Here is a 23,738-nt window from a genome sequence, read left to right as displayed (position 1 = left end):
TATTGCCATTTGCGGTGACGGCCCGGACACTATGAGACATGGGCGGGGGTGGCGCAAATAAACTGGAAGATGCTGTCTTCGCTCATCAGCTGCGAGCTATGTTGGCGCGCCAGGCACAGGAAGATCGCGAGGCGATCGGCGCCCACCTACGTCGAGCCGGCTTTCAAGTGCAGGATCTTGAAGATCGGAAAATGACCAAAAGGCGAGCGAACGGTCCTTCCGTCGACTTCTTTGCCGCCAGTCCGCTAACTGGTCGCGATCGTCAGTCTGGTGGCTTTCGCATTCCGCATGTCGACTTCAAGCCGATCACGCCCACGATTGGTCCGACCAGCAAAGGCGGCGCACGACGGGCGCACAAGGTCACTCACATGACCGCGGTCCAACATATCGATTATGTCACGGACGGGGCGAAGGTCGAGTTCGCCTCGCATTTTGATTACATCGCACGGGTAACTGGGGCCGCTGATCCCTTCGGTGAGCTGAAGTGCGACGCGCTCGACGAGCTCGCGGATCGCAACGAAAAGAACGCGCTCAGCTTTTACACCAATATTCCGGGCGGAAAGGCGCGAGCGCGCAGTCTTTTCCAGGCAGCCGAGGAAGCGGTGCCGGCGCCCAAGACCTATGAGCTTCTCGTCTCCACAGCCGAATGGGAGACCTTCGCCGACAGGGCGCGGCTGGCCGGAACGCCCGCATGGCTTCTACGGATGGAGCAACGGCTCCGCGCCGAGCGAGGTGCGATAGTCGAGCGAGCGGCCAGCGAGGGTAAAGCCACCAGGCACCGCCGGCAGGTCGTGGTCGATCGTTTAAGTTCGGCGGATGCGTTCGACCGCCTTGAGCTACTGGACGGGTACCCTGATCTTAAAGGCAAAGTTGACTGGAAGCAGGGGCGGACGCAGCGGTGCCAGTATCGCTTCGTGGGTGAATTGCCGGAAGGGCTGTCTACGCGCGACCGACACGCCATCCTGTCTGACTTTTGCGATCAACTCGGTGAGGATGGTTGGATGGTGGTCGGCGCAATTCATCAGCCCGACGCGACCAATGACAAGCGCAACTACCACGTTCACATCGACCTGTACGACCGCAAGGCGCAGTGGCTGGAGCAGGAAGGATGCTGGGATTTCGCCTATTCGACCAGAAGGGACGGGAAGCCGACGCACCTGTACCGGCAGAACAAGGTCCGCTATGAAAAGCGCGGCGCCGACGGAAAGCTGCGCAAGTTCAACGTCGCAGGGTTAATGCGCTCGCGCTTCATCGAAGCGGTAAACGCCGTGGGCGAGAAGCGAGGCGTCGTCAGTTACCTGCACGGGACCTACAAGGACAACAACATCGATCTGACGCCGCTGGAGCATATGGGCAACCGTGCGATGGGCCATGAAAGGCGTGGCATCGTCACCGAAGTCGGATCACGCAATGCGCGACAAATCGCCGCTGATGAAGCGGCTGCTTGTGAGAAGCGAGCAGCCGCGGCGGAAGCTGCTCTGGCAGACGAAATGACGCATGTTCGCAGGAGGGCGGCGGACATCCAGCAAGCGTTACGTGCGGCTGAACGCTATGAGCTGTTGCAGCGCCGGTTAATCCGCCGACGACTTCAGGCAGACCTCGTTGATATCGTCATAGCGATGGCCCGCTCGCGGGCAGACGCCGTCGTGCGCTCGCTTACCCCGGCGCCGGGCCATCGGATCAGACTCAACCCGGGCGACGCGGAGCTTCTGGCTGAAGCGCAGCAGCATCTTGGCTGGGTGCGACGAACCGGCCCCTCGCCGCGCGACTGGGAGGTCGAGCGGCAGTTGGTTGCGAAGGCAGAGCATCGCGCTGTAGTAAGCCGGACGACCTTCCAGGAGGCCGCGTCTCGCGCCACTGCCGCCCAGAACCCGGTGGTAATCACTTATTGTCGTCGGCGCGATGTAATCGGGCATGCCGCTAAGGCCCATCCTTTATATGAAACGAAGATGCGCGGTCGCCTAAGCGAGTGGTTGGATAAGCACTCAACCGATCCGAACAAGCTCGCCTTCGTTGGCAATGAGGCTCGCCTAGGCAAGGCTGTGCCGCCTTCCATCGATACCCTGATGGCGCGGTTCGCCAGTGAGCAGCAATTCCAGCTCCGGTTGTTGACGGAACAACGTCGCCGCGAAGCGAGCGCAGCGGCGCAGCACCGTGCGACGCAGGTTAAGACACCCGCTGCCGGCGTCGCGCCACCCGTCGGTATGACGTCGTGGAGCCAGAGCCAATTGCCGCAAGAAGCGCCCGAAATTGTCGCGCAGGTTTCGACGCGTGTGGCTGCAGATGGAGCGGATCGGAAGCCCGCAACGGTACAATCTCGTGTCTCTACCGACGAGCAGGCCGCGTGGGCCCGCAAACAAGCCAAGCCAAGTGTTGTGAGTGACCCCGCCAGCGCCGGTGCGGCATCGCTTGACGCAGATCGTCCGCCGGCCGTTGGTCCGGCCAAGGCGCCGCGCGGCGACAAGGGCCTTGATCTTCATCCGACGGTGCCAAAACCGAAGGGGCCTTCCATGTGGGAAGGAGTCGGCAGGCTCGCGCGCGCGGTCGGATCAAAATTGCGCAATCGCTCCAGTCAGTACGGGGATGTCGTTCAACCTTCGCCTGACGAGCGGCGAGCCCCTGAACTGCAAACGCCTGAACCGCAGCCGACGCTGCGGCAAGTGCCGGAGGCCCCCGCCTACATCGCCGCGCGCAAGGAAGCCGCCTCAACAGTCATCTCTTCCAGTCCGCCCGCATCAAACGGGCTTCAGCCTCTCAAAGCGCATGAACGTGACAATCATGCGCGCGCACCAGCACGCCCAAGCCGCTCCATCAGCATTTCTCGCCAACCTACCGGTCGTGCAGATGCCTTAAAGGTGTCCGATCTGCAGGGTCCGCGTCCTTCCGGTGTGGGGGCGCTACTCACAGAAGCCGCCGCCCTTCCGCCGCAAGGTCCGGAAGCCCGCGTTTGGAGCCGAGCCCCGGCAGCTCGGCAGGTTACAGGCCTCTCAGCCGATCGCGAAACCGACAAGCCACATCCGGCGAAGGCACCAGGACCCGAAGGTGTGCCTGATCAACCCACGCCAGCGCGCAAGGGGGGAGTGTTCGCCCACGCGGAGGCGATGCGCGGCGACACGGTGCACCCGGAGATCCGATCGAAGGGCGGTCCCAGAGGCTCTGCCGTGGACGACGACCGCCCTTGGCCAAGCCCCGGGCGGAATGGCCAGGAGCGGTAGCATCGCGGCGCCTCGCAGGGGCAGCGGGTCGAGCAAAGGTCAGACGTGATGCCCTGCAATTCGCATCGTCTGCAATGTGGCGGACGCGCGACGTGCGCCTTCTTGGCAGAAAGGCGAGAAGAGGGGCCGGCCGGCCGGAATAAGCTTGGGAATGAGCCTGCGGCTGTGCCGTAGAGGCGAAATCGAGATGCGCGGAGGCGCGGCGTGCAGCCCGCCGACCTTCCGCGCAGATGAAGGTATCCCATGTATATCGTTACTCCTGAGCGTAAGCTTGCAGAGGCGTGCGCGTTGTCGGGCGCGCTGGCGCTTGCCGATCTCGCCGGCTGGAGGATCAGTCGATCATCGTCGCTGATCCTGTCGCCGCCGTTTCGCAACTACCTCCATATCGAGCAGGCGCAGCTGTTGCTGGTGCCGTCGATCGAACCGTCACGCCGCGACCTTGCAGTTGTCGGCCGCGGCATGCGCGAGGCACGCTGCGATGCGCTGGTCGTCAAGGCGTCGAGCGAGGGGCGCCGCACGCTGTACTGCGCGTTTGGCAAATGGGGGCGGCAGGACAACCGTTGGCATCACTCCCGGCGCTTGTGGCTGTCGCGTGACAACGAGGCTTGGCTGGTGCCCGATCCGGCAGAGCCGGTTGAGATCGATCTGTTCTACCGCCTGACGCCAGGTCCTCTTCGTATCTTGGAGCCATTCGTCTGCACCGAGCTCGATATCGGCGCCGGACTTGATCGCGCCGACGCCTTTCTTGCCGCTGTATGGGGAGATCGCTGATGAGCACACTCCCCTGGATCAGCCCGGCCGACGTCGACGCCATGCTCTATGACGATCCCGACGGCTCGGCGCCTGATTTTGGCTTCGCGTTGCTGCGGCCGAACGTGAAGGGCAAGTCGAACCGAACTGCTGATCTGGCACGTGCCAAGCTTCAGCCGTGCCGCCCTACGGACGCCGACCGGCTGCCAGACGGTATGTGGCCGATCACCTGCACGCTGCACCGCTTGGTGACCGCGCCGCAGGTCGCGACCGACGTTGGCGCGCTGGAGTCGATCTTCCACGGCTATGATGCGAAGATCAAACCGCACCAGCGCCTGCTCGCCGCGGTGCTCACGATGCGCATGGACCATGATTGGCAACCAGCCGACATTCTGTCGCTGGTGAGCGGCTATGCGCTGGAGAAGCTTGCGCTCGAGCGCCGGCTGACCAGCATGACCGTGGTGCACATGCCGGGCGAGGAGCTGTCCGGGCGCCGGCCGCATGCCCATGTCATCGTCCTCGCCCGGGTTCACCGCGCCTCGGGGTGGGGTGCGATGCATCCGGATCTGATCGCCAAGAAGGCGCAGGGCAAGTTCCAGGCGGAATGGGAGGCGTACCGCGACATCTGGGTGCCGCGCTTTGGCATCAAATGACAATCACGGGGGGCCGCAGACCGGCTCCCCGCCTGCCGGGGGCGAGAAGAAGGCGAGTGATGGTGATCCCCAATCTGGGGATGAAATGAGGAAGAACGCCATGACCGCCGAGAACACCGAAATCGTCCGCCGCCACGTCGAAGCCGCTACCCAGATGCTGCTGGGTAATGGCACGTTGCGGCCGGGCGCGATGATCATCGCTGGCGAGACAGACGGGGGTGAGGGCCGGCTTGCCTTGGCTCACATGGCAAAAGCGTCTGGCAAGGACGTCATCTTCCTCGCCTTCAAGGAAACGGAGGGCGGCTATCGCCTGATCGACATGATGATCGCGGCGGTGCGGAGCGGCATCTGCCATCTCCAGACCGGCTGCCAATTGTACCTGTCGAAAGCGGGGGCACGTGCCGTGATCCTGCCTCAGGCGCATGTTCGCGGGCACTTCCGCCTGTCGCCTGGCGAGTTGGTGCACCTCAACCGCAAGCCTGCTGATATCGCGGATGGCATTCGGCGCGCTGGCGCTCGGCTGGCGAGATTGACCCAGTGTGGCGTAGAGCTCAACGGGCGCGTCGTGATCACTACCTATCCTGCGCGGGCATCGGAGGAACAATCGACTTCGATCGCCGATGCCTGAGCATGGATGTCAACATGTCGTCACGTAGACACATGAAACTTGAGAGCCGGTCGGTAGGTATGGGCAGCTTTGAGCAGCCCACTATTGCCTCAAATTTACAAGCTACGGAGATGGTCGTGGCGGAGATCGTCAATTTGGAACAAGGTGAATCAATCGGATGCGCTGGTTTGCAGGCTTTTGAGCGTATCGCTGACAGAAAGCGCCTCTCGCCAACCGCGCTGAAGGCGTTTCGCCTGCTCGCGGTGAAATGGAGCTTGTTGGACAGCGAAGCTGTAGCTCTCTTGGGCGTAAGCGATAATGCCTGGAAAGCGATGCTGGACCGTGACAGCGGGAAGACCCTGTCTGAGGATCAGTTGACCCGCGTGTCTGCTTTGCTTGGCATCTATAAGGGACTTCATACGGTTTTTACCGAGGCGATGGCAGATCGTTGGCTTCAACTGATAAATACTAATCCATTGTTTCGCGGGAGAAGCCCGATCGCCGCCATGATAGAAGAAGGGTATGCGTTGATGCGTGAAACTCGGAGCCAAGTGGAAGCGATGGGGCAGGGCATTTAGACGGGTGCCCGCCTCGGGTCATAGGCGCCCGCTCATCGCGCCAACCCGGACTGCCATTTTGGGCAGCAGTGCTGCTTCTTACTGTTCAGAGCCATCGCACCGGTTCCGAAAGCTGGACTTGCCCCGCTTAGATGGAGAGGCATTTGCTCAGTGTGGCGCGGTTCGTTCGAACTGCGCGGGCTGATATAGTCGAGCGCGGAGTGGCGCCGGACCGGGTTGTAGAAGCCGTCGATATAGCGGGCAATGGTCTGCGCGGCCTGGTCACGGGTATAGAAGACGGTGCCCCAGACCATCTCGGATTTGATCGTCTTGAAGAACGTCTCGACCATAGCGTTGTCGTAGCAATTTCCCTTTTCCGACATGGAGATGCCACCAGTCGTACCGCTTCGTCCTCAAATTCCTTCGTGAACCGTCGCTGCTTCGTCATCGAGTTCGCCTTTCACCTCAAGGGAACTCTACACTTTTCCGGGGCAAGTCCAGACTGCCGCTGCTTCATCTCCGTAGAGAAGTTCAAGAAATACATACGCCGGGAAGTAATGGGTGCGGGCGGTTCGTTGGTCAGTTGCAGCGAACAACTTGAAGATGCCAAGTGATCGACGAAATCGAAGCTGCAATGGTTGATGTTTTCGGCAACCACCTTCCATCTGGCTCTGCACCTTGAAGGAGCTGCAAATCTTGCCACGGATTAAGACGCGCGGCAGTGCCTGACCATTCGTGGGGCTTTGCCGCACGCCGGATAGCTGTGGGTCGCTATCAGCGTGGACTTAAGTGAATCGCGATGTCGAGCGGACCGTCTCCTTGCGGTCCAGTTTTGACCGCTAGGGTGCCCGCATTAGTATGACAGATATTGGGCCGCTAGCCGCCAGTCCGGTTTTATACTGCCCTCCGCAATAGCTGCCGTTGGCAGGACATATCCTCGAACGGCAGGAAGCGACCAAAGTCAGCCATTCCAGCGTTACGGATGGACGGTCGGCTTGTAGCGAAACCGGTCCTAACAGGATCACCATCAGCGCCGCGATGGCGATCGGTATGACGGTCAAATCACGAGCTCGACTATCTCGAGACCAGTGGGTCGGCCTATGATACCCATGATTTCGCTGTCGCCTATCACAAGGTCGTGGACAAACAGTTCGGAAGGTGCTGGGGATCAGGCTGGCGAGTTGAGCCTGGCCCGCGCCATCTAGATGCAGCTGGGATGACGCAGCGCCGATCCGGCATTAAGCGCCCGGAATGTCGAAGAAGAACCTCCAGAATCGAGTTCGTGCTCGGCTAGATCTTCATCCGCGAGCGAGGTTTCGCCGAGGGCGAAATGCCGACCTTTGGTTCGGACCGCTGACGTTCGCGCTGTGTGCTGATCCAGACTTGAGGGCTGGCCACGACACGCCAACGTCCATCAGCCATTGCGACCGCGCGGGATCCGGCTAAAGCGGGTTTACTGTCGGGCGTTGGCACCATCGCGTAGGCGGAATGCGATCGGGACCTGCACATCTACAGGCGTCGTCAGATCGACCGGTGGCGGTGGCATGGGAGCGGACCGATGCACGAGGTCGATCGCTTCACGATCGAAATCCTGCCGGCTGCTCGGGCGGATGATATGCACGTCCTCGACGCCACCGGCGGCGTTAATTGAGAACGCGATCACGACAGTCCCCTCGCGGCGCTGCGCGCGTGCGGCAGGCGGGTAGCGCCGGGCGGAGGATAGGTGGGCCAGTAACAAAGCTCTATAGTCGCCTGACGGGGCAGGCGCGGGGCCCGGGGGCGCTGCGGATTGCACCGGGGCTTGGGGCGCCTCAGGGGCAGGCGGCATCGGCAAGGTCGTAGTGACAGCTTCCTCTGTGGCTACGGCGGCTACCGTCGCCGGATACCGGGGCGCGACGGGCGGCGGAGGGGTGGCCCTGCGTGGTTCTGGGATGGGCCGCGCGATCGCCATCGGTGGCGGGGTGGGTGTCTGAACATCGAACAGGATCAGGCTGCTTGATGACCTGGGGGGCGGGGCGACGCGCGGCGACAATGCCAACAGCACGAACACTATCGCGCCGTGGCCGGCGAGAACCAGCGCGATGGCAATAGTCCTCTGTGGCAGCGGCAGGTCACGATCAACCACCCCTCGGACGCCGACCCGGTGATCGCAAGCAGCCGGCCACGACGGCGATCGGAACCAGCAGCGCAATCCACGACAGCCAATGGAGCGGCTTTCCCCAGATCAGCGCCGCGGTGAGCCCGACCATCGTGAACAGCGCGATAAAGGCTGGCGCGTGAAGAGGATGCCGCGCCTTCACGCCGTCCGCTCCGCCCTGCGGCGTGACCACCAGAGCTGGACGCCCGTGATGAGGACCACGATCGCCAGAACATCCAGCACCGCCCAGAGGATCTTGAGTGGCAGGCCGCCATAGTCGCCGAAATGCAGCGGGCGCGATCCCTGAATGGCCGTCAGATACCAGGGCGCCGGATCGGATAGCGTGACGCCGCCAGTCTGTGCGTCGACGAGAACGGGGCGGAACAGGCGGCGGGTGAACGGGCGATCGCCCTGTGTCCAGACGACATAGTGCCATGGGCTGCCATCCGTCGCGCTGGGCGGAGTTACACGCACCATCCGCGAACCGGGCAATGCCGCGTGCGCCGAGTCCACCGCCTGCCGGATGCCGACCGTCGGGGCGGCGAGCGGGACATCCTTGTACGGCGCGATCAACGCGGGAACGGTCGATTTGCGCCACAGGTCATAGGCCGGCTTGCCGACCGTGTTCATCGTCCCGCTCGCGCCCACCACCGCCAGCCAGCCGAGCGTTGCGATCCCGATCAGATTGTGCAGGTCGAGCCGCTGCCTGCGATGACCGGGATTGCCGCGGACCGTGCCGAAGGCGACCTTGCGCATATAGGGCGTGTAGATAACCGTGCCGGACACGAGGGCTGCGAGGAACAGCACCCCCATCGCCCCGAGAAACAGTTCGCCGCGCCGCCCGGCGAACAGCTGGATGTGGAGACGGTTCACGAAACCGAGGAAGACCCGCACCGGCTGGCGACTGCCCTTCAGATCCTCGAGATAGTCGCCGGTGCGGGCGTCGAACACCAGCTGGCGACGGTCCTGGGCATCTCCTGCCGGCGCCATGTTGACGCCGTAGAGCGGCTCGTCGAGCCCCCAATCGATATAGAGGATCGTTTCGCCCGGCACCCGCTCCCGCGCGATCCGGGCGACCTTGTCGAGGTCGGCCGGCCCCGTGTTGGCCGCAAGCTCCGGGACATCGACGTGGCCTGCGAACGTCCGGTCGATCTCGTCGATGAAGATCAGCGGCAGACCGGTAATGCAGAGCATCAACAGGAAGAGTGTGCAGATCAGGCTGGTCCAGCTGTGGACCCATCGCCAGCGCGCGATCGCGCCACGCGTCACCAGGCGTAGCTCAGCGTGCCGCGCACCTGCCGGCCGGTGCCGTAGAAGCACTGCGTGGCCGCGTCGCAGCTTGCGACGTAGAATTTGTCGAACAGGTTGAGGGCGTTCACCGAGAGCTGCCACCCGTCCATCCCGTCCGCGACGGCGCCAAGGTTCAGCCGCGCCAGCGCGTCGACCAGCGTGTAGGAGGGCACCTTGAAGGTGTTCGTGCTATCGCCCCATGACGATCCGAAATGCTTGACGCCGCCGCCGAGGGTGAGCGCCGGAAGCCGGCGGGGTGTGTAATCGATCCAGGCGGCAGCCTGATGCACCGGGCGACCCGGCGGCCGCTTGCCGAGCGTCGCGAGGGCCGCCGGAGCCGCGCTCGTCCGTGACACGTAATTATCGAGATAGGTGTAGGACGCGGTCGCGTTGAGGCCTGCCACAAGGCTGAGCTTCGCTTCCGCCTCGATCCCTCGGCTACGCACTTCGCCGATCTGGATCACGAAGCCCGGATGATCGGGGTCGTTGGTGCGGACATTCTGCTGTTTCAGATCGAACGCGGACAGCGTTACCAGCGCGCCGATCGCCTCCGGAGCGATCTTCAGGCCGACCTCGAATTGCTTGCCCGTCGTCGGCACCAGCGGTGTGCCGAAGAAGTCGGTGCCGATCGTCGGGAAGAAGCTCTCGGCATAGCTGGCGTACGGCGCTACGCCGGGGACGATTTCGTAGGTCGCGCCGGCCTGCCATGTGAACGCGGACGGATCCTGGCTGACGATCGTGGCAGTGGCGAAGTTGTCGGCGCTGGTCCGGGTGCGGTTTTCACCCTTCGTCCAGTCCTTTCGGGCGCCGAGCAGCAACGACAGGCGCCCGATCTTCATCTGGTCCTGCGCGTAAACGCCTATCTGGCGCTGCGTCTGATAGCGTCTGGTGCTTATCGCAGGTATGCCGAAGTTGATGCCATAGACCGGGGCATAAAGGTCGAGCGTACCAGCGGCGCCGAGCGCACGCTGCCCCGTCCCCTGATAGTTGGGGATATCCGCATAATCGACGCCGACGATCAGGCGGTGGTCGATGGGGCCGGTTGCGAGGTCGAACGCAAGGCTGCTGTCGATCTGGTAGACGTCGATTGTGTATTCGGCGATCACCGCGGTGCGGCTCCAGCTTCGCTGGTCCGCGGCAAGTGCAGTGCCCTGCAGATATTGCGCCTGGATGTCGATCCGCATGTAGCGCGCGTTCTGCCGCAGCGTCACCGCCTTTCCGAAGCGATGCTCGAACTGGTAGCCAGCCGAATATATGCGGCGATCATTGTTGTCATAGTCCGGGTCGCCCGCGAAGGTGGACCGCGCAATTCGACCGAAGCTGCTCGGGTCGACCGTGCCCAGCCGCGGCAGGAACTGAAAGACGGTAATGTCCGGATCCCACTGGTAGCTGGCAAGGAGGGTGAGATCCGTATCTTCCCCGAGCCGCAGCGTGGCGGAGGGCGCGAAGTAGAGGCGCTTGTCCTTGGTGAAGCGTATCCGGGTATCGGCGTCGCGATACAGCACGACGGCCCGCAACAGCAGCGATCCGCTTTCGGTTGCAGCGCCGCTGACGTCGAACGCGCCCTGGTATCGGTCGTGATCGCCATATTGGATGGCGATGGTGCCGCGCGAGACGTCGGTCGGGCGCTTGCTGACAAGATTCACCAGCCCGCCCGGGTTGGCTTGCCCGTAGAGGGTCGAAGCAGGGCCCTTCAGGAGATCGGCGCGCTCCAGCCCGAACGGCTCGATCGCCCAATTGCTGTCGTGCAGCTTCAGTCCGTCCAGATACTGGAGAGCGAGGAAGCCGCGCGCATTGGTGTATGTTCGCCCCAATGCGACGCCGCCATATTGCTCCCCGTTGAAGCCGGAAGTGTACTGGAAAACCTGGTTGACCGTGTCGACGCCGCGGTTGCGGATCTCGTCGGCGGTGACAGTGGAGACGGCGCGCGGGACTTCCAGCACCGGCGTGTCGGTCTTGGTCGCGCTGGCGGTGCGCTTGGCGACGAAGCCCGACACTGGGGTGGTCGCGCTTTCGGTCGCCTCGGCCCGATCTTCGATGGCAAGCTCGTCGATCTGCAGCCTGGACCGCTCCTGCGCCTGCACTTGAGCCCCACTCATAAGCGCCGCGCCGACAGCCCCGAACCGGACCAGTCTCGGCAGATGTATCACAGCCCCCTTGATGGTCTGGGGGCGCCTCAAAAGGGACGGCCCCGAGCGCAAGATGGCGAGCGGCAGCGCCTCGGCCGGGCAACGTGCTTGATGAAATCAAGCCTCTTAGGCGCCAGCCCATCAGCGGTCCAAGAAACGACAGATGGATTCCGGTGTAAGTCGCTGTTTAGCAACATCGCCAAACCTCGATCCTTCAGCTTGGTTCACGACGATCCAACAACCTGTAAGCCGTCGTGAAATCAACAGGATTGTCCGCATAAGCGCTATCGGTACAAACCCGTAGCTTAGAGTGACGAAGGAGGTGACGGCACTGTGTGCAAGCTCCTTTACGAAGCGGCGAACTCGATCCCGACGCGGACGCGCCAGAGCTTCGCGCGGAAGACCTGGGCGCTGAAGATCGCGAAACGGCGCTGCCTCAAGAAACCCCGTGCCGTTCTCGCTCGGCGCCTCGCGGGCATCATGCACGCCATGCTGCGCGACGGCACCTTGTTCGAGGCCTGAGATGCGATAACCTCTCCTTCGCGAGCGGTGCTGCTCTCCAGCTGACCCGATCGCGGTGTCCCGCGAGGGAACGCACGGACAACTTGCGAAGGTTACCAGCTGGGCTACCAAGCCCCCCTTCGAGTCAATACAACGTTCGGCCTTGTGAGACCCGATACAGCACCACCGACCTCGGGATCGGCGAGTGCGGACAGATCCTAGCACGCGACCAATTCACGCCGCTCCGGTCGGAATGCGTGAATAGCTGGTCACGCCAGAACCGGCCGTTCGAGAGTGTACCGGAAGACTGAGCTGAGTTACAAGACGCACACGACGGTCAGCGTGGACGGCTAGCCGGCGTCTTCAGGCCGGCGAGCCTCTGGACGATTGTCGATGAACTCAGCGAGGCCGAACTCTTCAATCTCCTCGGACCCGCCGCGACGGCTGAGGATAGCCAGAACCTGAAACTCGAGGAGGTCAAGCTTCTGACGGACTCGGTGATGGCTTCGATATCCTCCGGCACCGCCCTGAACGCCTCCATCAAGCCGGTGCCGTCAGACAAGCTCACCTTCAATCAGCTTCCCGGCCACCGGGTCCAGCTGCTCACCTTGGCGTCGACCAACGGGCCGTACGTCCAGCAATATTTCGAGCAGAACTCGGACCTCGAGTTGGGAGCCCGGATCGCACAGGTGTTCTCCAGCCGTTATCAGGCGCTCAAGCAGAAAGCGCTCACATCTGGACAGATCATGAACGCCGTTGACGAGCAGACGACCGGCATGGGTTCAGAAACCACCGTCAGGCAGATCGCCGCGCAGGCACTACTAGCCTATCTGTTCGACGCGTGCGAGATCTTCGAGAATCACGCGGACAAGGTCGAGGCATGATCCTGCCCTCAAAGCATATCCGCAACGTCCGCTTCCAAGCAGTCGGAACCTGGACTTGTATGACCGAGATTAAGGCGCACATCGGCCGGAAAGCTCGGGATGAACAAGTCTGCTCGTGCGGGAGGGTCGTCGAAGGCGATCCTTTGCCCATCACTCTGAGCCTTCACACGAGGCTCCAGCCGTCGCTCGGCGCCGTCGGGCGCTGATGACGGCCAGGAGCGAGGACATACGGGCGAGCCTATACAAACGCATCAAGACCGAGGGTCTGGCACCGCTGGAGCGGTGGTCGATCTTGCGGTCCGAAATGATCGCCTACCGCGATCCGCTGGTTCACGAGCGCGTCCGCTGGGAGGCAGCGCCCGAGTTGGCCGAGATTGGTAATACCACGTCTAACCTGAGAATCTTCCGCGAGCTATGGGGGCATGTCGCTGCCGATGGGGTTCCTGAACAGGCCATCGACGCGGACTCCATCCGTCAGCATCGGCCCGAACGGGAGCCTCTTGAACGCCAAGGGTTGACGGCAGCGATCGCCGGCCTTGCATCGTTCAGGTCCTCGAACGCGCGCTCGCGAGCCGGGGCCGGGAACTCGCCCGGATTGGCGCGGTAGTAGGAGACATAGGCCTTCACCGCCTGGTCGCGGGTCTTCTCTGCGTCCTCGTCCAGTGGCTCGAATAGGCGGAGACGGATGATCTCGTAGGTCTCGCTGCCCTGCGCCGCGGCCCAGGCAGACTGGACGCGGCCGAAGATCTTCGTCAGCCGGTCGAGCGCTGCGGCGCCCTGTTCGCCGCCTGCCTCGATCGCGCTCTCAGGCAGCGAGCCGAGAACTAGCACCTCTGGCACGGCCTTGGGCCTCGGTCAGCGACCGGAAGAAGGTCAAAAACGCGACGAACTGAACGCCGCTGAGCTGGCGGGCATAGCCGAACGGAAACTCTTGAGTTTCGACAATCGTGATCGACGGTAGCTCAGCCTCGTCGGTTTCTGTCAGATGATGCATCTAGCCATGAACGCTCGGAGCGATGCTCGCGCAGAAAGGCACGGCGGGAACGCCTTGGGCGCTCTCGACCGTGCCATCGTTTGCCGGGCGCGATTAGCGCGACCTGACTGCAGCAATCTGCTGGGCGCCTCCCTGTGTTTCCGCCGCGACTGCCAGGTTCTGCGCGTTCGCCGAGGCAAGCATCACTCCGCGCCGCTGATAATAGCCGCTGGTGTCGTTCAGGTCGTGAACCAGCATCTGCATGCGGATTCGCTTGCCCTCGTACCCTGACGGCAGCGGCGGCAGCGCTCCGATCCGGGCGAGGGTCCGTCGGGCGGCATTGGCCAACACCCGACCGGTCCGTGAAATTTGAACCGCCGTCGGGCGCCCGTCCTCGCCACGGCTGAAGGTCGCAAAGACCACGCCGGACCTGCCCGAGGCTGGTGTCACCATCCGGTCCTCGATGCGCTGATTGACCACCTTGACCCAGGCATCAAGGCTGGTGGGCTCCGCATTTGCGGGGCTCCCAAAGGAGAGAGCTGCAGCGGCGGTGATGCCGCTTGTTACACCAATTACGATGTTTTTCATGTTGCTGGTCCTTGCGCTCGCATCTGGCGGTTTGCCGGTGCATGTCCTCTCTGCGCCTGGGGCGTGAGCGCGCGCGTTCGCCGAGCGTGAATCTAGCGTCAAAACAGTGCAGCGAGGCGTCAAAAAGCCTAATCGGCGGCGGTTATGTCAGACGGAAGTTCTTCTGCCTTCGGCTGCCTGCCGCGAGAAGCCAGTTGATTAGTGCGGCATCTGGTGGATCGGGTTGACGGTGAACCGGTCTGCCTCTGACGTCCCGATCTTGGCGATGTACGCGTAGGGTGTGAGGCCGATTAGCGTCTTGAGCGACAGGCAATCTTAGAGGCGGCTATCAAGTCGGCGAGGTGCGTGGAAGCTGGTCATGGCTCTCGTAGTGGAAGCGTTGGCGGTCGCCTCGTTGATGGTCGGTTCATCGGCTCGACCTGTTCGTTGGTCCACGGGAGGTTCGGTTTGGTGAGCCGGTGCTCGATCCCGTTTATCCCGGAGATCATGTCGAAGCTCATCTGGCGCGGATAGGCGTCGTTGCGGTTCCGGTACCGGTCAGGATCCGGAACTTGCGCCCATCGTGGGTGCGTTCTCGCCGAAGCCGTAGGCCCAGACGTGCCCTGAGTATTCCGGCCTCAGTCGGATGCATGACCCGGCGCCCAGCCACAGTCGGCCTGGTTTGGTTGCGACTGCGGCTTCTTCAGGCCCTGGCCCCCCCAGATCCCCTCAACGCGCTTTGGTTCACATCAATGGGTCCTGACCCTAGGCAGGGGCAACCTGCCCACCAGGATCATATATGGTCTGGATTCGACAAGCTCTGTGCGCACTGGTACTTTCAATCTGAATCCGGCGTACTAACGCGGAGCTTATAATGGGCTGGGCGTCTTCAGGACCACCGATTGCAGCCACGCTTCATCTTGCGCGACCGCGAGAGCTGCGCCTCCAAGTCTTTGGTGAGCCAACATTATTGCAGGACGGGCGACCGCTGCCGCTCGGCCGCCGTAGCCGTGCCATCCTGTGCCTGCTGATGCTGGAAGAAGGGTGCCGTATCCGGCGCGAGCGGTTATGCGGTCTGCTCTGGCCTGATCGCCCCGATGCCCAAGCTCGCGCGAGCCTGCGGCAATGCCTGGCCGAACTCCGGGGCTTGGCGCGCGATCTTCTCGGGTCCGACCGCGAGTCGATCTGGTTTGAGCCAGATGCCTGCGTGTCTGACTATTCGCGTCTGGTGGCTGTGCTCGCTTGCGACGACGCTCGGGCGTTGGCCGATGAACTGAACGCCACTGGCATCGCGCCGCTGGCGGATGGGCTTCACATCGGTGACATGTTTGACGAATGGCTGTTCGGGGCCAAGGCGGCGCTTGATCGGCGGATCGCCCACGCTGCCGCGACCATGGTTGCGAAGAGCGTGAAAGAGAGCGACTGGACCAGCGCCCTGGACCTTGCCGACGCATGGCTGGAGCGCGATCCCCTTGACGAAGCCGTCGCCGCGTTGGCCATCCGAGCCGAACGCCTGCGCGGCTCTCCGTCGTCGGCTCAGAAACGCGTTAGACAGCTCGCGGAAGCCCTGACGCGGGCCGGGTTACCCCCGCCGGGAGATGCGATCGCAACGGCGCTAGCTGAGGAACCGCGCGCTTCTGCCGCATTCGCCGATGCCATGTCGAAGCCAGCGCGCGAACCCGGCCCGTTTCCGGACAAGCCCTCGGTTGCGGTGCTGCCGTTCGCCGTTCTCACCGATGGCGCTTCAGGTCATTCATTCGCGAATGTCCTGACAGAGGAGATCGGCTCCGCATTGTCCCGGTACACCTCGCTGTTTGTTGTGTCCGGTCCCCGAACCAGTTCTCCGGACGCACCCACTAGGTCGCCCCGCACACTTGGCGCGGAGCTCGGGGTCCGCTACCTTTTGGAAGGCAGCGTCGGCATCGCCATCGGCCGGGTGCGGATCACTGTCCGCGTAGTCAACGCAGAACGCGGCGATTATGCTTGGAGCGCGCGGTATGACGGCGACGCGTCAGCGCTCTTCGAATTCGGCACCGTCGTTGCCGAGCAGGCGGCGAGCGCCATCGACTCGACGATCACAGAAGCGGAAATGCAGCGCGCCGTCGGCCTCGGTGCGGACATCGCGAGAGCGTACGAACTTAACTTGCGTGCGAACGCGCGCTTGAATGCGTATGATCATTCATCGATCGCGGAGGCGCTCGCGTTGGCGGAGCAGGCGGTCGCGCTAAACCCAGACTACGCTTGGGCGGTGGCGACCGTTGGCTTCTGCCACGCTGCGCTGCTCATGAACGGATGGTCAAGCAGTCCGTCGGACACAAAGCGGAGCGCAGAAGCCGCCATCGCATGTGCGATACGGATCGGCCGCGATGATCTCATGGCGCTACCCGTCACAGCAGGCGCCATCCTCAATATCGGCGGCGATCTGGCAATTGCGCGCCGGCTGCTCGAGCGAGCAATCGAGCTCGGCCCGGACAAGGCCTTCACGATGTTCTGGGCTGGCTGGCTCGAGCTTCTTTCGGACCGTCTCGATGTCGCGCTGGAGCGGTTCGAGACAGCCAGACGGCTTGATCCTCGCTCGACGTACCGACCGTTTCAGCTTGCGGGCATCGGTAATTGCCTGTTTCTGCTGGGCCGTTTTGAAGAGGCCGTTTCGGTGCAGCAGGAGGTAGTCGGCCTGACGCCGGCCTACCTGCCCGCGCAATTCGTCCTTGCCGCGTCGCTGGCGCGAATGGGCCGCAGAAGGGAGGGATTGTCGGTCCTGAGGCACGCACGGGCGGGGATCGCCGGCGATCCGCCCATCTTTCGAGTGCCAACGCGGCAGGCGCAGCTCCGTCAGGCGCTGGAACTTCTAGAGGATGAAACCGCCGCCCGTGCAGGGCTCACGTGATAGTCGTGGTGAGTTCTTAGCGATGCTCGCCGGAGAGGACGCAGCCACGGATGTAATCCATGTCGCGATCGTCGGCGGCGGATGCGCCGGACTGACAACCGCTTTCGAACTCTCCGACCCGAAACTTGCCGGACGTCATCAGATCAACGTCTATCAACAGGGCTGGCGACTGGGCGGCAAGGGAGCGTCTGGCCGCGGCGTCGCTGGCCGGATCGAGGAACATGGTCTTCACGTCTGGCTCGGATTTTATGAGAACGCCTTCGGACTGATCCGTCGGGCCTATGCCGAACTTGCCGAGCACCCGCTCGGCTCTCCTTTCGGCGACTGGCGTGATGCCTTTCTCCCCGAGCCAAATGTCGGCGTCTTCGCCCCCACGGGAGAGCGCGGGTGGCAGGTATGGCGCACAAGCTTCCCGCCGCGCCCCGGCCTTCCCGGCGACCCGGATCTCGAGCCGTCCGAAGATCCGATGATTACCTATGTGGCGGGCGCGCTGGCCATGCTTCGCACGCTAGTGCTGGACACGGTGATCGTTCCGGTCAGTGAGAAGCCCGTGATCGCCGACGACTGGCCTCTTTCCATACGGCGAATGCTTGATGGGGGGCTGATGGCCGGCGCCGTCGCTGTTTCGCAGGCGCTAATGCTGCTGGCGGCCGGAATGCGCGAGGGCTTGCGCGAATCCGAGAGCGATGAGCTGCTCGCGCTGGTCCAGGAGGTCGCCGCGGTCGTCCGCGACTGGACGCGCGAAAGGCTGCTTGCCGATCATCCCGACGGCCATGTTTGGCTGGTCGCAGAACTCGTTACCGCCTCGCTGGTCGGAACCGTCCGCCACCGCCTGATCGGGCATCCCGAAGGGCTGGACGCGCTGGATGACTGGGATTGCCGTGATTGGCTCCGGACCAACGGGGCGTCAGAGGCAGCGGTGCAATCGCCTTTTATGCGGGGTATGTACGATCTAGCGATGGCGTACGAGGACGGAGACCCCGCACGGCCTCGGCTGGCCGCGGGGGCAGCGCTGCGGGGCACTGTTCGAATGTTCTTTGGCTATCGCGGCGCGCTGTTCTGGCGGATGCGAGCGGGAATGGGCGACACTGTGTTTGCGCCGCTCTACGAGTGCCTGCGTCGCCGCGGTGTGCGCTTCCATTTCTTTCACCGGCTGACCGACGTGGTGCTTGGCGCCGATCGCAGCCACGTCGCTGCGCTGACTTTCGACCGCCAGGCGACACTTCCGGACAATACCTCGTATGATCCGCTTATCTCCGTCGCGGGGCGGCCCTGTTGGCCCGCAGAGGCGAGATGGGAACAGCTGCTTGAACGCGGCGGGGCCAAATCCGGTATCGACATGGAAGGCGACGAGCGGGACGTGGCCGCGACCGAGATCGTGCTGCGGGTCGGGCGTGACTTCGACTTCGTGGTGCTGGCGGTTGGCGTCGGCGCCCTGCCTGTGGTGGCGAGCCAGCTCCTCGCGCGCAGCCCGCGGTGGCGCGTAATGGTCGACCAGGTCAAGACAGTTGCGACGCAGGCATTCCAACTCTGGTTGCGCGATGATCTGTCCGCCGGCGCCCCGCTCGGAGCTCCAAGGATCGCGTCGGCGTTCGCCAAACCGTTCGACACTTGGTGCGACATGCGGCACGTCATTCCCGAGGAAGGTTGGGCCGAGGCCGGGTATGATCTGCCCGCGATGGCCCTGTACTTCTGCGGAGCGCTGGCGGACCTGCCCGGTCTTCCGGCGGGCGCAGGCACTGCACACATGGCGAGCGAGCGGGTGCGTCGGGCCGCCATTACGTTCCTAGAAGGACCGGCCGGCGACGTGTGGCCGCGGCTGCGCGAAGGCGCGCAGGTGAACTGGGCGCGGCTGGTCGGAGACTTGCGGTCCGACCGGAACGAGGGGTTCTACTGGCGCGCCAACGTTGCCGCCAGCGACCGCTATACCCTCTGCCTTCCGGGATCCACTCGGTGGCGCATCTCGCCGCTCGCGCTCGACTTCGACAATCTGACCGTTGCGGGAGACTGGACGGCGAACGGCCTGAACACCGGTTGCATCGAAGCCGCGGTGATGTCGGGAATGCTCGCCTCGAACGCATTGTCCGGGTCGCCGCCGCTCGCGTCGATCGTGGGCTTCGATCATCCCTGAGCTCAAGAGGACGTGCAGATGCAGCAGGACGGACAGCCGTCGCCACCATCCGATCCGCCGCGCCGGCGCCGGCCTGTTCCGGAGCGGGATGGTCCAGACCGAACCGGCCCGCATCTGGCGAGCAATGTCGATGCCCGTTGGTCCGGACCACAAGCGTCGGATCAAGACGACAGCGAGATTCCCGATGTCGTCGCCGACGCCGTGCGGATGGGGTATCACGTAATGGAGGAGAATCTGCGGCACGGTCGACGGGCAGCCGATCGATTCCGCGGGCAAGACTATCATCTGCACGACGCGAGCAAAGACGCGCTGGTGATGGGGCGACGCGTACTCGACCTCGCGCGGGAACTGGGCACGACCTGGTTTGATCTGATTGGCGCGGTGCTCGACGATCCCGGGATTCGGGCGGCGCTGGGGCCGCAGCGCGCGCCCGATCGGCCCAACCCCGCAAACAGCCCGGTTGGCAACGGGAGCTTCCCGGTTCAGATCGTAGGGCATCCCCGCGCTACCGGTGAGGCCTTCCTGAGCACGCTGGTCGGGCTTAGCGGCCCCATCAGGATCACGCCGTTGCGTATCGCCTCCGCGTCCGCAGATGCGCCAGCGATCACCGGCGTCCGGCTCGGCGCTGATCCGCCGACGGGGGCGCCGACGCTGCTGGCGGCGGTTCCCCCCGATCAGCCAGCGGGAGTGTACGCTGGCACTATTCACGAAAGCCCGACGGGGCGCCTGCTCGGATCGGTCTCGATAACGGTCCCGCCGGCGTGATCCACTCGGCGACGGCGTTCCCGACGGCAAACGGACCACAGACGCCTTCGATCGTTCCGCTGCTCCTTGAGGAATACGGACGCGCGACCCGCGCTCACCTGGATCGTTGGCTCAGCGCATATCCCCCTGCGCCATACCTCGGAACCCTGCTTGCCGACTATCCGTCGCGCGGAGGCAAGGCGATGCGTCCGGCGATCGTGATCGCGGTTGCGGGGATTGGAGGGGCGTCCTTGGGTGACGTGCTCGACGCTGCGGTCGCGGTTGAGCTGTTCCACAACGCTCAACTCATCCACGATGATATCGAGGACGGCAGCGAGCTGCGGCGGGGCCTGCCCACCCTGCACCGGGTTCACGGCATTCCACTCGCGCTCAACGCCGGGAGCGCAGCCATGCTGCAAGCGTTCGATCCGCTCGCGGCCGCGCTGCGGTGCCGTGGGGGCGGGCGCATGGAGCAGGGGCTCGAGCTCACGCGCCGTTCGGCACGGAGCGCGGCGGAGGGTCAGGCGCTGGAGCTCGGCTGGCGCGACGATGATCGACTTGAACTCAGCGACAGAGATTATTTCGCTATGGCGCTTCGCAAGACCGCGATACTGTCGGTGATCTGGCCCGCGCAGCTCGGTCTTCTGCTCAGCCGGCGAGACATTGTCGACGCGCAGGCTCTGTCGCGGTTCGGCGGGCTGCTCGGCATCGCATTCCAGATCCAGGACGATCTTCTCAATCTCGTCGCTGACCGGGCCTACGGCAAAGAAGCCCTGGGGGACCTGCGTGAAGGCAAACGGACGCTCATTGTTCTGCATGCCGCCCGAACCTTCCGGGGCGCTGATCGACATCTCCTCGACCGCTGGCGATCGACCCCGGCGACCGAGCGGTCCGATGCCTTAATCCAGGATCTGGCGGGGCGCCTCCGGAGCGGCGGGTCGGTGCATCATGCGGAACTCGTCGCGCAGGCACTTGCTGGTGCAGCCGACTACGAGCTGCAACTCGCGCTGCGTCGCGTCCCTCCGTCGCCCGATCGCGACTTCCTTGTCGGGCTCGTGCCTTGGATCTTCGAGCGCGCGTGAACGACCGGGTCCTTCTCTACGGTGCGACAGGCTTCTCGGGGCAGTTGCTCGCGGCGGCCTTGGCGGATCTGGGCGAGCGGTTGGTGCTGAGCGGTCGCTCGACAGCCGAGTTATGGCTGCTCGCCGAGCGGCTGGGAGTGGAGGCGCGCGTGCTTGGCGGCGAGGGCGATCTTGCGGGAGGGCTGCATGACATCGGACTCGTCGTCAACGCCGCGGGTCCCTTTGTTCGCACCGCCGCGGCGGCAATGCATGGCTGCCTTGAGCATGGGTGCGACTACATGGATATCGCCGGCGAATGGCCGGTGTTCGCCGATGCCCTGGACCGGGACGCGTTCGCGGTGTCGCGCGGGACGATGCTCCTCCCCGGCATAGGATTCGCAATCGCAGCCACCGACGGCGCGCTGTCAATGCTCGCGGCTGCGGCCGAAGGCGCCGTCCGTCTGCGGCTCGCGATGTCGCAGCCGCATGCGCTGTCGGCCGGGTCGCTCGCGACACTTTGGACGATGAACGACCCGGCGGTTCGGGTCCGCCATAACGGGGCGCTAGAGCGCTATGGCGCTGGCACGTTGTGGCGCGCGTTCGACTTCGGCCAGGGACCGGTGCGCGCCGTCGCGGTCAGCTGGCCGGACGTGGTCACAGTGGAACGGTCGACCGGAATTGACAGCCTAGAAGTCTACTCGGCCGTCGGGCTGGTCGGAGATCTCGCGATTCGTACCGGCGCGATGGTGGCTCCGCTCCTGCGCGAGATCGTGCCTGTCGGCGGGGCCTTGCCTTGTCGGCAGGCCACGGATGAGGGCCCGCACGCGCGCCCAGCAGGACGAGACATGATCCTCGTTGCGGAGGCGGAGGACCGCTGGCGGCGCGTGCAACGGCTGACGCTGCGAACCCCCGACGGCTACGCGACCACCACGATCACCGCCGCCGCGGCCGTGCGCAGGTGGTTGCGCGGCGAGCGGCGGGCGGGGTTTCAGACCCCATCCGGGCTCTTCGGCCCCGACTTCATCCACTCGTGCGGCGCCGTCGCGCGAATTACCTGATTGGAGAGCGCAGTGGTGCCGTTCAGAGAATTGCCGTGGGGCCAGCAGAGCCCACCGCCCTGGGGTATGCCGGGAGCCACCCTGCGCGGCTTTGCGCTTCGTGCGTCCATGCCTACGCTTCAAACCTGGTGCGACGACACACTTAACGGGGTCTCGAGTGACAGCTTCGTTCCGGCTTTCCCTGTCGTATTCCTCTATTTAGTGCATTATCCGAAGCTCGTCGCGAGCGGGCATGAGGAACTCGGCTTCAGCACTCAGAACGAGTTCTTCCTGATGATGCCGGTGCTGCGGCTCTTCGCGCCTTTCGTGCCGCTGGAGCTAGGCTGGGCGTTCCCATTCATTGGAGTCGACAACGGCACGTCGGCTATCTCCGGGCAGATGGTGGTCGGGCTCGCCAAAACCCTCGGCGAGATCGACATCAACGAAGCCGGTGACGGCTCCTATGCGGCCAACGTCAGCATGCTAGCGCTCACAACCTTCTCACCCGACACGCAGCAGATGGTTCAGCCGCTGCTCGCCATCGCCGCCAATGATCCGGATCCGAGCGCAACGGCGATCGCGGGCGGTTTCCCCGGTAGCGTGCTGCACATCGCCGAGATCAAGCAGGAGCTTTCGTCCGAGGCCATCGACTTGACGGACCTGCCGCTCACGCCGGCGAGCGCACTGGCGAGCGGCTGCTTCGCGCTGCGCCAAATCCGCGACTGCGGCGCGCCGGCGGAAGCAGCACTGGCCGATATCGTACGGATGCATTGGCGATCGGAGAACGAGCGAGATTTTCGGTTCTGGGGCGATGTAGCAGTCGACGTGTTTGACAACGCAACCTTTCCCATCACCGACGCGCTCGGGCTTATAGGAGGAGTCCCTTTGCCCATCGGCGGCCTTAGGTACTCGCCAATCGCCAGTTGGGGCGTTACCGCTGACTTGTGTCTGTCGGCACGCGTGCTCGATTGAGGGATCGCTCCTTTCGAAATGAGGGGAGGTGCCGATTCTCGAGGGCAGCTCGTCGTTACGCGGATCTTTGTTCACGAGCTGCGTCCGGTCGCGTGGGCGGCGCTGCGATAGTCGTGCTATGGCCATTCGGCTCCATTGACGGCTCAACCTGATAGTCCCTGCCGTCTAACTTCCGCTGCGGCCGCGCGCATGAACAAGCGGCATCTTTGTGCCCACCTCGCCTCAATATTGACGGTTGGCGAACCACCACTCGGGGATTTCGGCGCGGCCTGAACAAACGGCAGCTTCCGAGATCAGCTGCTAGAGCCTGCCCGGCGACCAGCATTGGGCGCGTAGCGGCCGTAAGGCTCGGGATGAACAAGTCCGCTGGCCTGGGAAGGGTACGCACCTTCTAAGCACCGGTCGGTAGATCATTAGGCATGCTCGTTGGGGGGCACTAAGCAGCTTGCTGACTGTGCCATTTGATTGTAGCAAGTGAGCGTGCGGTCATCGACCGCGTGCTAGTGAAATCAAGTACTTAGCGGGCCAGCATTTTGGCTGGGGCTCCTGCCGCCCCAGCCAGCGTTTTCTTGTCACCTCCGTCGGTACTTGGCTGCTCCGCGGTGATGCCCGCTCGTAAATATGCCGGGAGCTGCCCGTGCCG

Annotated in this window: 18 protein-coding genes and 3 pseudogenes; 13 read left to right on the top strand and 8 right to left on the bottom strand. The window is 63.9% G+C overall.

Features of this window, described 5'->3' with window-relative positions; genetic code table 11:
* The first annotated feature begins 98 nt into the window (after window positions 1-98).
* The 5 genes from K0S66_RS15445 (at window position 99) to K0S66_RS15425 (ending at window position 5,803) form a co-directional block, all read left to right on the top strand.
* The gene (locus K0S66_RS15445) at window positions 99-3,215 is read left to right on the top strand and encodes a MobA/MobL family protein (RefSeq protein WP_301076365.1); all 3,117 of its coding nucleotides are present in this window, start codon (window positions 99-101) and stop codon (window positions 3,213-3,215) included.
* 243 nt (window positions 3,216-3,458) lie between these two features.
* Entirely contained in the window at window positions 3,459-3,986 is a 528-nt protein-coding gene (locus K0S66_RS15440; RefSeq protein WP_301076364.1) for a hypothetical protein, read from the top strand.
* Window positions 3,986-4,618, top strand: coding sequence for a hypothetical protein (locus K0S66_RS15435; RefSeq protein ID WP_301076363.1), 633 nt, complete (start codon window positions 3,986-3,988; stop codon window positions 4,616-4,618). The genes K0S66_RS15440 and K0S66_RS15435 overlap by 1 nt, the downstream gene beginning before the upstream one ends.
* A gap of 100 nt (window positions 4,619-4,718) precedes the next feature.
* Entirely contained in the window at window positions 4,719-5,246 is a 528-nt protein-coding gene (locus K0S66_RS15430) for a hypothetical protein (protein WP_301076362.1), read from the top strand.
* Window positions 5,247-5,278: 32 nt separating this feature from the next.
* Window positions 5,279-5,803 carry a DUF2384 domain-containing protein gene (locus tag K0S66_RS15425; protein WP_301076360.1) on the top strand — a complete coding sequence of 175 codons (525 nt, stop codon included), beginning with the start codon at window positions 5,279-5,281 and terminating at the stop codon, window positions 5,801-5,803.
* 176 nt (window positions 5,804-5,979) lie between these two features.
* On the opposite strand, the pseudogene K0S66_RS15420 reads toward K0S66_RS15425, so the two are convergent.
* From K0S66_RS15420 to K0S66_RS15410, 4 genes and pseudogenes are all read right to left on the bottom strand, one after another.
* A pseudogene (locus tag K0S66_RS15420) lies at window positions 5,980-6,168 on the bottom strand (integrase core domain-containing protein); the annotation flags it as partial.
* Between the two features lie 1,067 nt (window positions 6,169-7,235).
* Complete coding sequence (locus K0S66_RS16850) at window positions 7,236-7,610, bottom strand: energy transducer TonB (protein WP_366520840.1); 375 nt, start codon at window positions 7,608-7,610, stop codon at window positions 7,236-7,238.
* A gap of 468 nt (window positions 7,611-8,078) precedes the next feature.
* The gene (locus tag K0S66_RS15415) at window positions 8,079-9,188 is read right to left on the bottom strand and encodes a PepSY-associated TM helix domain-containing protein (RefSeq protein ID WP_301076359.1); all 1,110 of its coding nucleotides are present in this window, start codon (window positions 9,186-9,188) and stop codon (window positions 8,079-8,081) included.
* On the bottom strand, window positions 9,185-11,308 hold the full coding sequence (locus tag K0S66_RS15410) for a TonB-dependent siderophore receptor (RefSeq protein ID WP_301076358.1): 2,124 nt from the start codon (window positions 11,306-11,308) through the stop codon (window positions 9,185-9,187). Before K0S66_RS15410 ends, K0S66_RS15415 begins: the two co-directional genes overlap by 4 nt.
* Before the next feature lie 372 nt (window positions 11,309-11,680).
* Here K0S66_RS15410 and K0S66_RS15405 point away from each other — a divergent pair.
* Both K0S66_RS15405 and K0S66_RS15400 read left to right on the top strand, forming a co-directional pair.
* Window positions 11,681-11,860 (top strand): annotated as a pseudogene (locus K0S66_RS15405) (IS110 family transposase); the annotation flags it as partial.
* A 479-nt stretch (window positions 11,861-12,339) separates the two neighbouring features.
* Window positions 12,340-12,723, top strand: a complete 384-nt coding sequence (locus K0S66_RS15400) for an ABC-three component system protein (protein ID WP_301076357.1) — start codon at window positions 12,340-12,342, stop codon at window positions 12,721-12,723.
* 474 nt (window positions 12,724-13,197) lie between these two features.
* On the opposite strand, the gene K0S66_RS15395 is transcribed toward K0S66_RS15400, so the two are convergent.
* The 4 genes and pseudogenes from K0S66_RS15395 to K0S66_RS15380 form a co-directional block, all read right to left on the bottom strand.
* Window positions 13,198-13,563 (bottom strand): hypothetical protein, encoded by a 366-nt coding sequence (locus K0S66_RS15395; protein ID WP_301076356.1) that lies wholly within the window; start codon window positions 13,561-13,563, stop codon window positions 13,198-13,200.
* Window positions 13,529-13,717: a hypothetical protein gene (locus K0S66_RS15390; RefSeq protein WP_301076355.1), complete on the bottom strand. Its 189-nt coding sequence runs from the start codon at window positions 13,715-13,717 to the stop codon at window positions 13,529-13,531. The genes K0S66_RS15395 and K0S66_RS15390 overlap by 35 nt, the downstream gene beginning before the upstream one ends.
* A 93-nt stretch (window positions 13,718-13,810) precedes the next feature.
* Window positions 13,811-14,284, bottom strand: a complete 474-nt coding sequence (locus tag K0S66_RS15385) for a hypothetical protein (protein WP_301076354.1) — start codon at window positions 14,282-14,284, stop codon at window positions 13,811-13,813.
* Window positions 14,285-14,822: 538 nt separating this feature from the next.
* Window positions 14,823-15,003: pseudogene (locus K0S66_RS15380) on the bottom strand (IS3 family transposase); the annotation flags it as partial.
* Between the two features lie 134 nt (window positions 15,004-15,137).
* Here K0S66_RS15380 and K0S66_RS15375 point away from each other — a divergent pair.
* From K0S66_RS15375 to K0S66_RS15350, 6 genes are all read left to right on the top strand, one after another.
* On the top strand, window positions 15,138-17,150 hold the full coding sequence (locus K0S66_RS15375; RefSeq protein WP_301076353.1) for a hypothetical protein: 2,013 nt from the start codon (window positions 15,138-15,140) through the stop codon (window positions 17,148-17,150).
* Window positions 17,119-19,281, top strand: a complete 2,163-nt coding sequence (locus K0S66_RS15370; protein ID WP_301076352.1) for an NAD(P)-binding protein — start codon at window positions 17,119-17,121, stop codon at window positions 19,279-19,281. Before K0S66_RS15375 ends, K0S66_RS15370 begins: the two co-directional genes overlap by 32 nt.
* 18 nt (window positions 19,282-19,299) lie before the next feature.
* Window positions 19,300-20,046 carry a hypothetical protein gene (locus K0S66_RS15365; protein ID WP_301076351.1) on the top strand — a complete coding sequence of 249 codons (747 nt, stop codon included), beginning with the start codon at window positions 19,300-19,302 and terminating at the stop codon, window positions 20,044-20,046.
* Window positions 20,043-21,107 (top strand): polyprenyl synthetase family protein, encoded by a 1,065-nt coding sequence (locus K0S66_RS15360; RefSeq protein ID WP_301076350.1) that lies wholly within the window; start codon window positions 20,043-20,045, stop codon window positions 21,105-21,107. Before K0S66_RS15365 ends, K0S66_RS15360 begins: the two co-directional genes overlap by 4 nt.
* Window positions 21,104-22,144, top strand: a complete 1,041-nt coding sequence (locus tag K0S66_RS15355) for a hypothetical protein (RefSeq protein ID WP_301076348.1) — start codon at window positions 21,104-21,106, stop codon at window positions 22,142-22,144. The genes K0S66_RS15360 and K0S66_RS15355 overlap by 4 nt, the downstream gene beginning before the upstream one ends.
* 108 nt (window positions 22,145-22,252) lie before the next feature.
* On the top strand, window positions 22,253-23,095 hold the full coding sequence (locus tag K0S66_RS15350) for a hypothetical protein (RefSeq protein ID WP_301076347.1): 843 nt from the start codon (window positions 22,253-22,255) through the stop codon (window positions 23,093-23,095).
* The last annotated feature ends 643 nt before the right edge of the window (window positions 23,096-23,738 follow it).

The organism is Sphingomonas sp., from assembly GCF_029239295.1.
Taxonomy (GTDB): Bacteria; Pseudomonadota; Alphaproteobacteria; order Sphingomonadales; family Sphingomonadaceae; genus Sphingomonas.
Note: the sequence above shows the minus strand (reverse complement) of the source record. Positions and strands in the feature narration are given on the sequence as shown.

Bases quoted from the DNA above. Each gene is read 5' to 3' on its own strand.
- K0S66_RS15385 (WP_301076354.1), bottom strand. From the start codon at position 14,284: ATGAAAAACATCGTAATTGGTGTAACAAGCGGCATCACCGCCGCTGCA.
- K0S66_RS15370 (WP_301076352.1), top strand. From the start codon at position 17,119: ATGAAACCGCCGCCCGTGCAGGGCTCACGTGATAGTCGTGGTGAGTTC.
- K0S66_RS15445 (WP_301076365.1), top strand. From the start codon at position 99: ATGTTGGCGCGCCAGGCACAGGAAGATCGCGAGGCGATCGGCGCCCAC.
- K0S66_RS15350 (WP_301076347.1), top strand. From the start codon at position 22,253: ATGCCTACGCTTCAAACCTGGTGCGACGACACACTTAACGGGGTCTCG.
- K0S66_RS15425 (WP_301076360.1), top strand. From the start codon at position 5,279: ATGAAACTTGAGAGCCGGTCGGTAGGTATGGGCAGCTTTGAGCAGCCC.
- K0S66_RS15430 (WP_301076362.1), top strand. From the start codon at position 4,719: ATGACCGCCGAGAACACCGAAATCGTCCGCCGCCACGTCGAAGCCGCT.
- K0S66_RS15400 (WP_301076357.1), top strand. From the start codon at position 12,340: ATGGCTTCGATATCCTCCGGCACCGCCCTGAACGCCTCCATCAAGCCG.
- K0S66_RS15410 (WP_301076358.1), bottom strand. From the start codon at position 11,308: ATGAGTGGGGCTCAAGTGCAGGCGCAGGAGCGGTCCAGGCTGCAGATC.
- K0S66_RS15375 (WP_301076353.1), top strand. From the start codon at position 15,138: ATGGGCTGGGCGTCTTCAGGACCACCGATTGCAGCCACGCTTCATCTT.
- K0S66_RS16850 (WP_366520840.1), bottom strand. From the start codon at position 7,610: ATGCCGCCTGCCCCTGAGGCGCCCCAAGCCCCGGTGCAATCCGCAGCG.
- K0S66_RS15440 (WP_301076364.1), top strand. From the start codon at position 3,459: ATGTATATCGTTACTCCTGAGCGTAAGCTTGCAGAGGCGTGCGCGTTG.
- K0S66_RS15365 (WP_301076351.1), top strand. From the start codon at position 19,300: ATGCAGCAGGACGGACAGCCGTCGCCACCATCCGATCCGCCGCGCCGG.
- K0S66_RS15435 (WP_301076363.1), top strand. From the start codon at position 3,986: ATGAGCACACTCCCCTGGATCAGCCCGGCCGACGTCGACGCCATGCTC.
- K0S66_RS15390 (WP_301076355.1), bottom strand. From the start codon at position 13,717: ATGCATCATCTGACAGAAACCGACGAGGCTGAGCTACCGTCGATCACG.